Raw genomic sequence first — 10,021 nt, forward strand, 5'->3', positions numbered from 1 at the left:
GGGTTGGTGTTGCGGGGCATGGGGTCTCCTGGATGGGGACCGCAGCGGGTCCCGTCCTGTGGATCGTAAAAACGCCCCCCTCGTCGCCGTGTAGGCCCAGAGGCCATCTAACCGACGGGCGATGGAGACGGCGCACACACGCCCTTGGCGCGGCGGGCCCCCCAAGCCATGCGACACTACTGTATGTCTCAACAGGTGTGGGCCGCACAGGCCCTTGAATCTTTCGATGCGGTGGTGTCGGCCACCGAGGGTTTTCGCAGCCGCGCTGGCCAGCGGCTGATGGCGCAGCAGGTGGCACGCACGTTCAGCAGCGCCACGCTGGGCAAGGTGGATGAAGAAAGTGGCGAGGCCGCGCCCACGCGCTCCATTGCCGTCATTCAGGCGGGCACGGGTGTGGGCAAGTCGCTGGCGTACTGCGCACCCGCCATTGCGCTGGCGCTGTCGCGCGGCACGCGGGTGTTGATCTCTACCGCCACGGTGGCGTTGCAAGAGCAGCTGGTCAACAAGGACCTGCCCGCGCTGGCCGCACTGCTGCCCCAGCCCTTCAAGTTTGCGCTGGCCAAGGGGCGCGGGCGCTATGTGTGCAAGCTCAAGCTCGACCGCCTGGCGGGCACGGGCGAGGCGGAGGAAGAGGGCGAAGACGACCTGTTTGCCGAGGAGGAAGCGGCCGCCCGCGCCAAGCGCCCCCGGCACGAAACCGAGGCGCGCATCCAGTTCTATTCGACGATGGCGCAAACCTTGTCGAAAGGCGCGTGGGACGGCGACCGCGACAGCCTGGACACGCCGCCTGAGCCCGAGGTGTGGAGCCCCGTGGCGGCCGAGGGTGCATCGTGCACCGGCAAGCATTGCCCGGCCTTCAGCCAGTGCACCTACTACGACAAGCGCAAGGAGCTGGTGGGCGCGCAGGTGATCGTGGCCAACCACGACCTGCTGCTGTCGTCACTGGGCGCGCGCGTGCTGCCCGAGCTGGACAACTGCCTCCTGGTGCTGGACGAAGCCCACCACCTGCCCGCCACGGCGCTCGACCAGTTTGCGTGCAGCATGGACCTGTCGCGCATCACCTGGATCGAGCGGCTTGCCAGCCGGGGCCTGCGCATTGGGGCACTGCTGGAGGTCGAAGAGATTGCCGACATCCCCAAGCACTCAGCCCAGCTGCGGCAGACGCTGCAGGATCTGGCGCGCATCGTGATGGACGTGTACGGCGCCCAGCTCAAGAGCCAGCCCAGCGCCTGGGGCCCGGCACGCGTTCGTGTGCCCCGGGGCGAGCTGCCCGAGCAGTTGATCGCACCGCTGGGCCTGCTGGCCGCGAGTGCCGAAGGCTTCCTCGACGCCCTGCGCGCCATCAGCAAAGCCCTGCGTGCCGAGATGCGCGACAAGCCCGACGAAGCCAAGCGCCTGTCCACGCTGTATGCGCAGATCGGCATGCTGGCCCCGCGCCTGGAGGAGCTGCACGCCACGGCCCAGTTGTTGCTGCAGGACGCGCCCGAAGGGGCTGTGCCCGCCGCCAAGTGGTTCACGCTGGAAGTGGATGGCGACTTCATCGTGGCCAAGGCACACGCCAGCCCCATCCTGCCCGGCACCACGCTGCGCAACCACCTGTGGAGCGCGGTGCGCGGCGCGGTGCTGACATCGGCCACGCTCACCAGCTGCGGGCACTTTGACTTTTTCCTGCGCGAGGCGGGCCTGCATGGTGACGAGGCAACAACAACACTGGAAGTGCCCAGCCCCTTCAACTACGCCGCGCAGGGCACGCTGATTGCGGCCGAGACACGCGCCGACCCCAAGAACGCCGCGCAGTTCACCACCGAGATGGTCGATGCGCTGCTGCACGACATTGCCCGCGTGGAATACGGCGCACTGGTGCTGTTCACCTCACGCGAGCAGATGCGCCAGGCGGTGGACGCGCTGCCCACCGCCATGCGCAGCGTGGTGCTGGTGCAGAACGCACTGCCGCGCACGCAGTTGCTGCGCCGCCACCGCGAGCGGGTGGAGAACGGCGAGCCCTCGGTCATCTTTGGCATGCAGTCGTTTGGCGAGGGGCTGGATTTGCCCGGGCGGCTGTGCGAGTCGGTCTTCATCACCAAGCTGCCCTTTGCCCCGCCCGATGACCCGGTGGGCGAGGCCCGCGCCGAATGGCTGCGCGCCGTGGGGCGCGACCCGTTCAGCGAGCTGGTGGTGCCCGCCACCGCCATCCGCCTGGCGCAATGGGTGGGCCGCGCGATCCGCACCGAAGAAGACATGGCGCATGTGTACTGCTACGACAAGCGCCTGACGCGCACGAGCTACGGCCAGCGGCTGCTCAAAGGGCTGCCGCCGTTTGCGCTGGAGCAACGCGCGCCGCTGTGAAGCGGCGACACTTTGCGCACCGATTTCACAACCACTACAACAACGACAGAGAGGACCCCACCATGCCCCACACCGTTCCCGCCTGCCCCCAGTGCGGCCAGGAGAACACCTACCCGGATGGCAGCAACTATGTGTGCCCCGACTGCGCCTTTGAATGGCCGCAGGTGGCCGATGCAGCGGACGCCGATGCCGATGCAGGCGATGGCATCGTCCGGGATGCCAATGGCAATCCACTCGCCGACGGCGACGCCGTGATCCTGGTGAAAGACCTCAAGGTCAAGGGTTCGTCGTCCACGCTCAAGAAGGGCACCAAGATCAAGAGCATCCGCCTGGTCGATGGTGCCGATGGCCACAACGTGGACTGCAAGACGGACCTGGGCAGCATGCTGCTGAAGTCGGAGTTCTTGAAGAAGGCCTGATGGAGGAGGGCGGCGCCCCTGTGTCAGACAACCGCCCACAGGCATCGGCGTTCCCCGCCGACGCCCTGGCCGCCCCATGGTGCCTAGAGTCAATCGATTGCAGTGCCCGCACTCTTCGATTGATTCCCTACCACCTGCTGGAGGCCCCATGCACCCCAATTCCCCCGCCCACGACACCTTGTGGAAGCTCATCAAGGACATCCGTTTTGGCATGCTCACGCACCGCACGTCCACAGGCATGCTGCACGCGCACCCGCTCACCACACAAAACCGGCAGCTCGATGAACAGGCCGAGCTGTACTTCTTCATCTCCCAGTCGGGCGAGCTGTACGAACGCCTTTTGACCGATGGCGAGGTGAATGTGTCGTACGCCGACCCGGGCGAGGACCGCTATGTGTCCGTGTCAGGCCAGGCGCGTTTTGTGGACGACCGCGCGCTCAAGGAAGCCCTGTGGTCGCCCCTGGCCAAGGCGTGGTTCCCAGGCGGAGCGACCGACCCGGACCTGGCACTGCTGGTGGTGCGCGTTCGCCACGCCGAATACTGGAACGTGGACGAGAGCAAGATGGTGCAGCTGTTCCAGATGGCCAAGGCGGCCTTTACTGGCGAGCCGCCGCGCAGCCTGGGTGAACACAAGGAACTCACGCTGTTCTGAGCGCCTGTGGACGATCCCTCGGGATCGGCCTGCAGGGTGTGAGTGGAGCCCCTTTCCCCAGGGCGGTGCAGCATTTGCACCGCCATCCTGCGGGTCCCCGGGGCAAATTTCAGGCAAAACTGGGCGCTAGCGCCACGGAAACATGGTTTGTTTGCTCCTATTTTGGTAGTGAGCGCATGCAGTACCTTCTGCGACCCGCAGGCCCCATTTTTTGTGGGCAGCTCTTGCAAAGCAGCCAACCACCATCCATATTCCATCCATACACCATCTGTTTGGATGTTTTTTGGAGTGTGCTTGATGAGCAACCTGGTTCCCACCACCCCCGCACGCAGCAAGGTGCCCGAGTCCGAGAAGGTCACCATCAACCTCGGTTTTGTGGACCTGGGCCACATTGACCTGCTGGTGTCCGAAGGCTTTTACGCCAACCGCACCGACTTCATCCGCACCGCCATCCGCAACCAGCTGACCGCCCAGAACGACGCGGTGCGCCAGGTGGTGGCCCGCAAGATGCTTGTGCTGGGACTGCAGCGTTTTGGCCGGGCCGAGCTGGAGGCCGTGTTGGCGGCAGGCCAGGCGCTGGAGATCCGTGTGCTGGGCCTGGCCAGCATCGACGACGACGTGCCGCCCGCACTGGCGCAGGCCACGATCGCCTCGGTGACGGTCTTGGGCGCGTTCCACGCCAGTGCAGCCGTCAAGGCCGCACTGGCCGGGCGCATGCATTGAATCCGTACACAGACCGCAGCGCGTCGCCCGTGCCCGCACCCACCACCAAGGAGTCCCCATGGACTGGAACCTGAACCTCAAGCGCCTGATGGGCGAAGCCACCCAGCTGGTGCGCAGCGGCCAACTGGCCGACGCCACGCGGGCCATCCAGCAAACCCTGGGCGAGGCCGTGGCGCGCCATGGCCCCCCTCCCGCACCCGCCAGCACGAGCGCGCCCCCGCTGCACGCGACCGAGCCCGAACCCACGGCAGGGAACGCCCCCCGCTGGCGCAGTGCCCACACCGCGCAAGAGGTGGAAGACGCCGTGGTCATCGACCGCAGCACCCACGCTCCACCCGCAGAGGCACAGCCCACGACCACACCACGCCCCGCCGCCAGCCACCACCCGCTGGCGGAGCCCGCCGGCAGCTTCACCCGCGTGGCCTTCACCCACCCGGGCGCTCGGCACAACCCGCACCACTACCACCTGTACGTGCCCCCGGGCGCCACGGCAGGCACCCCCATGCCCCTGGTGCTGATGCTGCACGGCTGCACGCAGAACCCGGTGGACTTTGCGACCGGCACGGGCATGAACGACGCAGCAGCGCCCGCCAACGCCCTGGTGCTGTACCCCGAGCAACCCCACAGCGCCAACCCCAACGGCTGCTGGAACTGGTTTCGCCCTGGCGACCAGCACCGGGGCGGCGGCGAGCCCGCGCTGATCGTGGCCATGCTGCGGGATGTGATGGCGCGCCACCCGGTGGATGCGCAACGCGTCTACGTGGCGGGCCTGTCGGCCGGCGGCGCCATGGCCGCACTGCTGGGCCGCGAATACCCCGACCTGTTTGCGGCCGTGGGCGTGCACTCCGGCCTGCAGGCGGGTGCCGCGCACAACGTGATGGGCGCACTGTCGGCGATGAAGAACGGGGCCAAACCCGGTGCGGCGACCCACCATGCCGCTGACGCCCCAGCCCTGCCACTCCCACCGGTGATCGTGTTCCACGGCGACGCCGACACCACCGTACATGCACACAACGGTGAACAGCTCATCGAGGCAACGCTGTCAACACTGGCCACAGCCCCAGGTGACGGCCAGACGACGGTGGAGACCGTGCACCAGGGCCAGTCCAGTGGTGGCCAGAGCTACACCCGCAAGGTGTACACCGTGGCGGGTGGCGCCCCGTCGGCCGGCGCACTGACTGGCACGGTGGTGGCAGAACACTGGGTGCTGCACGGCGCAGGACACGCGTGGGCTGGTGGGCACGCGGGCGGCAGCCACACCGACCCGCGCGGCGTGTACGCCACACAGGAGATGCTGCGGTTTTTTCTGGAGCATCCGCGCGCTGCGAAGCATTGACTCTCCACACGCGTCCGCTCGGTCTTCGATGCGCTAAGGCCGGTGTGCAAGATCGCGCACAACACCTTCTAGCCCCTGAACCACGCGGGCCAGGCGGTCGAAGTCCACCTGGTCAGGAGTGTCCTGGCCGGTGTGATAGTGGGGATAGCGATAAGGGGCGGTGTCGGTCACCATCAATGCGGGATAGCCCGCGTCGAGGTAGGCCGCATGGTCTGAATAGTCCACGCCGGGGACGAAGCGGGGCGCCGCAATGCCCTCGGACGGAAACGCCGCGTGGGACCGAAAGGACCGCACCACCTTTCGCACCAACCCCAGGTCGCCAGGCGTCGCCACAAAAGCGATGAAATCACCCTGCGTGGGGTAGAACTGGTTCAGGGGCCAGGGGTACTTCTGCGACCCTTCGGCGCTGGAAAAGTACCCCATGGTCTCCAGCGACAGCATCGCAACCACCGGCGCCCCACGAGCCAACAAGGCCTGGGCGTGCACCTGGCTGCCCATCAGCGGGGTTCTGAAAAAGGGCGGCTCTTCGTTGGTGTAGAGCACAAACATCACGTCCGCCTGCGCGGTGGCGCCCAGGTGCTTGAGGCTTTTGGCCAGCGCCAGCACGGCGGCGGTGCCCGTGGCGTTGTCGTTGGCGCCGGGCGTTTCGTGCGCCGAATCGTAGTGGGCGCCAACCACCACCAGCCGCTGCCCCGGTGCGCTCTGGCTGGGCACCGTGACCTCCAGGTTACGCACCGCCACACCGCGCGCCTTGAACTCGTCGCGCCGGACTCGGTAGCCGTACGATGCCAGTTCCGACTCCAGATAGGTCGCCACGGCCTCCAGGGCGGCAGGGTGCTGGGTGTTGTGTTCCTGCGCTGCAATCACGGCCACATGCTGGCGCAATTGCTGTGCCAGCACCTGCTGCTCTGCGGTGGCGGGCAGGAGCGCGCCGCGGTGCGAACTGCCGGGCATGGTGGTGACTGCCAGGATGGCCGCCAGCAGCAGGCCCAACACGATGGCGAGGGCCCCGGTGATGCGCAGCAGGCTTTGCCCCAGGCGCAGGGCGATCTGTGAAATTCTCATAGCGTTGTATTCATCGGCACTGCGTGCCTGTTACCAAGCACATGCCCCGAGCGCATCCGTCACTTTGATGGACCACTGCGACGCGGGCGCGCCTTGCGATAGCGACGGGTGGCCTCGGCCACCATGGCGTCCTTGGGCAACAGCTGGGTGCCGCCCACCCACAGCTCGGTGGCAGTGCCGCTGGCATCGCGCACGCGGCGCACCGGCTGGCCGGGGCTGGCGTAGGCCGAGGCTTTCTGGACCACGCCGGTGTCGCGCCCGGTGATGGCCAGCTCCGTGGTGGCGGCGTTGAAGGGCACGAACATGGCGGGCACCACCTGGCACACCACCTTGCCCATGGGCACCAGGTCGCTGGCGCCCCACAGGCTCCACCAGCGCCCCGCCCAGGCGGCTTCCTTTTTGCCTGGCGCACCATGCTGCTGGAACGCGAACAAGATGCTGGCAATGCCTTCCACCCACTCGGTGGACAGGCCGTCCTGCGCGTTGGTGAGCACCGTCACCGTCAAGTCGAGCGCGGGGTAGCGCGCGGTGCGTGACAGGAACCCTTGCAGGCTGCCGGTGTGGCCCATCCATTCACGCGGGCCCGGCGCGCTGAGCATGGTGCCCAGGCCGTAGTGGGACTCGAACAGGTTGCAGGGGTCGCGCCAGCGGCGCTGCGCCATCTCGCGGCGGCTGGCGGGCGACAGGATGCTGCGCTGGCTGTCTGGCGCCAGCTGCGAAAAGAAGCGGGCCACATCCGACGCGGTGGACACAAACCCGGCCGCCGGGGCCATGGCGTCGCACCGGTTGTCGCCCGGCACGACGAGGCGCTGGCCGAACGGAAACTCGCTGCTGTGGCCCACGGCCATCGGGGCGCCCCGGGCCAGGCGCGGCATGTCGGGCACGGTTTCCTGCAGGCCCGCAGCATCGATCACGTGGCGCACCATCCAGCTGGCGTACTCCGTGCCGGTGACCTGCTCCATCATCAGCCCCAGCAGGCCGTAACCGTGGTTCGAGTACTTGAGCTGCACCCCCGTCTCCAGCGGCGGCTTGTGGCGCAGATCCGCCAGCAGCTCGGCGCGGGAGAGATACGGCCGCCGGTCCAGGAACTGGCCGGCATCGGGCCCATCGCGCGTCACGCCCGCGCTGTGCGAGAGCAGCTCGCCAATGCGCGCCCGGGCCAGGTCCTTGTGCAGGCCATCGACATAGCGGCCAATGGGGTCGTCCAGCCCGACCTTTCCCTGCTCGCGCAGCAGCATGACGCCCGCTGCCGTGAAGCTCTTGGAGTGCGACGCAATGCGCAGGCGGTGCCGGGGCGTGAGGGGTTGGTGGGTGCGCATGTCGGCCACGCCCAGGGCCAGCTCGGCCACGGTCTCGCCGCCGCGTGCAATGGCCACGGAACACCCGGGCTGGCGGTAGCGCTCCAGTTGCAGGTCCAGCCACTGCGGCAGGTAGTCCAGGGCGACGTGGAGCCAGGCGGGTTGGGTGGTGTGGTTCTTCATGGTTTGCTCGGCTCCATGCATCCAGAAACGGGGTGGGGCAGTGTAGGCCACACACCTGGATAGGCACGTGGACACACAGGCCCGCAGGGCGCACAGGATGGCGCGCAGGTGCGGCGGCACAATCCTTCCTTTTCGCACGCAAGCCCATGCCCCCCATCGCCGTCATCGACTTTGAAACCACCGGCGTCTCGCCCGGCCAGGGCGCGCGCGCGACCGAGGTGGCCATCGTGCTGCTGGAAGGCGGCCAGGTGGTGGACCGGTTCCAGAGCCTGATGAAAACCGGGGTGTGGATTCCGTCCTTCATCACCCAGCTCACCGGCATCACCAACGCGATGGTGAACGCCGCGCCCGACGCGGCGCAGGTGATGCAGGATGCCGCGCGTTTTGTGGGCGATGCGCCCATGGTGGCGCACAACGCATCGTTCGACAGCAAGTTCTGGCAGGCCGAACTGGCCCTGGCCGGGATGCCCGCGCCGCAGCCGTTTGCGTGCACGGTGCTGCTGTCGCGGCGCCTGTACCCCGAGGCGCCCAGCCACAAGCTGGGCACGCTGGTGGACTACCACGGCCTGCCGCGCACAGGCCAGGCCCACCGGGCGCTGGCCGATGCCGAGATGGCCGCTGCGCTGCTGGCCCGCATGCAGCACGACCTGCGCACCCTCTGGCGGGTGGCCGAGCCCAGCTACGCGTTGCTGCAAACGCTGCAGCGCTGCGCCAAGCCCAAGGTGGGGGCGCTGCTGGCGCAGCATGCGGGGATCTGACCCCACCTGCGTGCAGGCAATGCGGCAGCAAAACGACTACCAAATTGATAGCTACCAGCGCTTGATTCACTAGCGCTTGGGGCAGTTTTCGCTCGAAATCAGGGCCGGCGACCGCTCTCCAGATCGTCCAGCTGCATCAGCAGCGCGGTGCGCTCCTGCTGGGCCACACTTTTCCAGTCCCGGCCGCTCAGCGCGCCCTCCAGCGCCCACAGCAGGTTGAGGCTGGGTTGCTGCCCCGCCTGACGCACAGCCACAAAAGCGGGCACGGAGCCCAGTGCACGCAACGCTGCGGGTGTGTGGATGCCCGTCGCGTGCAGCATGCGTTCGGACGCCGGACCCAGGTTGGGCAGGGCGCGTAGCTCAGAGGCGTCGGGCAGCGGGCGGACAGACATGGGCGGCATGATGGCGGCGCGCAGCCAGCACGGCAAGCCCCCACACGACGAGGGCACAGGCACGCACTGCCGATAATCCGCCCAAGCAAGACCGAGGGGCCACGCCGCCAGATGGCGACGCGCCAGCCCCTGTTGATTCACGACGACAAGAAAGGCTTGGCCATGGGGTATCTGGTACTGGGACTGGTGTTGTTTCTGGGCGTGCACTCGGTGCGCATCGTGGCCGATGGCTGGCGCACGCAGACGCGGGCGCGCCTGGGCGAGATGCCGTGGAAAGGGCTGTATTCGCTGGTGTCGGCCGTGGGCCTGGCATTCATCGTCTGGGGCTACGGCCTGGCGCGGCAGCAGCCGGTGGTGCTGTGGGTGCCGCCCATCGGCATGCGGCACGCCGCAGCCCTGCTGACGCTGATCGCCTTTGTGCTGCTGGCCGCCACCTATGTGCCGCGCAATGCCCTCAAGGCCCGGCTGCACCACCCCATGGTGCTGGGCGTGAAGGTGTGGGCGCTGGCGCATTTGCTGTCCAACGGCAACCTGGCCGACGTGCTGCTGTTTGGCAGCTTCTTGCTGTGGGCGGTTCTGAGCTTTCGCGCCGCGCGCCAGCGCGACCGGGCGCAGGGCACCGTGTACGCGGCAGGCAGCGCTGCAGGCACGGCGGCGGCTGTGGTGGTGGGTGCAGTGGCCTGGGCGGGCTTTGCGTTCTGGGGCCATGCGTGGCTGATCGGCGTGGCGCCGCTGGGGCGATGATCGAACGCTGGGAAGGCCAGCACCCCAAATGCCGGAGAATCCGCGCTTTGCGTTTTCTCCTTTCTCGCTGAGACCTCTATGACCGAAGCCACCACCCCCAACACC

General features: G+C 67.8%; 10 protein-coding genes. 7 read left to right on the forward strand and 3 right to left on the reverse strand.

Annotated elements, in window-relative coordinates:
- Positions 1 to 183: 183 nt before the first annotated feature.
- The 5 genes from dinG to AC07X4_RS23175 all read left to right on the forward strand — a co-directional run bounded on the left by dinG (position 184) and on the right by AC07X4_RS23175 (position 5,476).
- Positions 184 to 2,346 (forward strand): ATP-dependent DNA helicase DinG, encoded by a 2,163-nt coding sequence (dinG, locus tag AC07X4_RS23155; protein WP_494741447.1) that lies wholly within the window; start codon positions 184 to 186, stop codon positions 2,344 to 2,346.
- A 62-nt stretch (positions 2,347 to 2,408) separates the two neighbouring features.
- A complete protein-coding gene (locus AC07X4_RS23160) occupies positions 2,409 to 2,765 on the forward strand; it encodes a zinc ribbon domain-containing protein YjdM (RefSeq protein WP_056743179.1) in 357 nt (118 codons plus the stop codon).
- Between the two features lie 148 nt (positions 2,766 to 2,913).
- Positions 2,914 to 3,417 carry a pyridoxamine 5'-phosphate oxidase family protein gene (locus tag AC07X4_RS23165; RefSeq protein ID WP_056742558.1) on the forward strand — a complete coding sequence of 168 codons (504 nt, stop codon included), beginning with the start codon at positions 2,914 to 2,916 and terminating at the stop codon, positions 3,415 to 3,417.
- A gap of 297 nt (positions 3,418 to 3,714) precedes the next feature.
- The gene (locus AC07X4_RS23170) at positions 3,715 to 4,140 is read left to right on the forward strand and encodes a CopG family transcriptional regulator (protein WP_494741448.1); all 426 of its coding nucleotides are present in this window, start codon (positions 3,715 to 3,717) and stop codon (positions 4,138 to 4,140) included.
- Positions 4,141 to 4,198: 58 nt separating this feature from the next.
- On the forward strand, positions 4,199 to 5,476 hold the full coding sequence (locus tag AC07X4_RS23175; protein ID WP_494741449.1) for an extracellular catalytic domain type 1 short-chain-length polyhydroxyalkanoate depolymerase: 1,278 nt from the start codon (positions 4,199 to 4,201) through the stop codon (positions 5,474 to 5,476).
- Between the two features lie 33 nt (positions 5,477 to 5,509).
- Here AC07X4_RS23175 and AC07X4_RS23180 read toward each other — a convergent pair whose 3' ends face one another.
- Positions 5,510 to 6,541, reverse strand: coding sequence for a M28 family peptidase (locus AC07X4_RS23180; protein ID WP_494741450.1), 1,032 nt, complete (start codon positions 6,539 to 6,541; stop codon positions 5,510 to 5,512).
- A 59-nt stretch (positions 6,542 to 6,600) separates the two neighbouring features.
- On the reverse strand, positions 6,601 to 8,022 hold the full coding sequence (locus AC07X4_RS23185; RefSeq protein WP_494741451.1) for a serine hydrolase domain-containing protein: 1,422 nt from the start codon (positions 8,020 to 8,022) through the stop codon (positions 6,601 to 6,603).
- A 146-nt stretch (positions 8,023 to 8,168) separates the two neighbouring features.
- Here AC07X4_RS23185 and AC07X4_RS23190 point away from each other — a divergent pair, with 146 nt between their 5' ends.
- On the forward strand, positions 8,169 to 8,780 hold the full coding sequence (locus AC07X4_RS23190; protein ID WP_440596354.1) for a 3'-5' exonuclease: 612 nt from the start codon (positions 8,169 to 8,171) through the stop codon (positions 8,778 to 8,780).
- A gap of 98 nt (positions 8,781 to 8,878) precedes the next feature.
- Here the strand turns inward: AC07X4_RS23190 and AC07X4_RS23195 are convergent, their stop codons facing one another.
- On the reverse strand, positions 8,879 to 9,172 hold the full coding sequence (locus AC07X4_RS23195) for a TfoX/Sxy family protein (RefSeq protein WP_099732289.1): 294 nt from the start codon (positions 9,170 to 9,172) through the stop codon (positions 8,879 to 8,881).
- 162 nt (positions 9,173 to 9,334) lie between these two features.
- Between AC07X4_RS23195 and AC07X4_RS23200 the strand changes: the two genes are divergently transcribed.
- Positions 9,335 to 9,916, forward strand: coding sequence for an NnrU family protein (locus tag AC07X4_RS23200; RefSeq protein ID WP_056742546.1), 582 nt, complete (start codon positions 9,335 to 9,337; stop codon positions 9,914 to 9,916).
- Positions 9,917 to 10,021: the final 105 nt, after the last annotated feature.

Source organism: Acidovorax sp. GW460-11-11-14-LB4, assembly GCF_059423685.1.

Excerpts from the sequence above, each read along its gene's own strand:
- AC07X4_RS23170 (WP_494741448.1), top strand. The coding sequence starts at position 3,715 with ATGAGCAACCTGGTTCCCACCACCCCCGCACGCAGCAAGGTGCCCGAG.
- AC07X4_RS23180 (WP_494741450.1), bottom strand. The coding sequence starts at position 6,541 with ATGAGAATTTCACAGATCGCCCTGCGCCTGGGGCAAAGCCTGCTGCGC.
- AC07X4_RS23190 (WP_440596354.1), top strand. The coding sequence starts at position 8,169 with ATGCCCCCCATCGCCGTCATCGACTTTGAAACCACCGGCGTCTCGCCC.
- AC07X4_RS23165 (WP_056742558.1), top strand. The coding sequence starts at position 2,914 with ATGCACCCCAATTCCCCCGCCCACGACACCTTGTGGAAGCTCATCAAG.
- AC07X4_RS23195 (WP_099732289.1), bottom strand. The coding sequence starts at position 9,172 with ATGTCTGTCCGCCCGCTGCCCGACGCCTCTGAGCTACGCGCCCTGCCC.
- dinG (WP_494741447.1), top strand. The coding sequence starts at position 184 with ATGTCTCAACAGGTGTGGGCCGCACAGGCCCTTGAATCTTTCGATGCG.
- AC07X4_RS23175 (WP_494741449.1), top strand. The coding sequence starts at position 4,199 with ATGGACTGGAACCTGAACCTCAAGCGCCTGATGGGCGAAGCCACCCAG.
- AC07X4_RS23185 (WP_494741451.1), bottom strand. The coding sequence starts at position 8,022 with ATGAAGAACCACACCACCCAACCCGCCTGGCTCCACGTCGCCCTGGAC.
- AC07X4_RS23200 (WP_056742546.1), top strand. The coding sequence starts at position 9,335 with ATGGGGTATCTGGTACTGGGACTGGTGTTGTTTCTGGGCGTGCACTCG.
- AC07X4_RS23160 (WP_056743179.1), top strand. The coding sequence starts at position 2,409 with ATGCCCCACACCGTTCCCGCCTGCCCCCAGTGCGGCCAGGAGAACACC.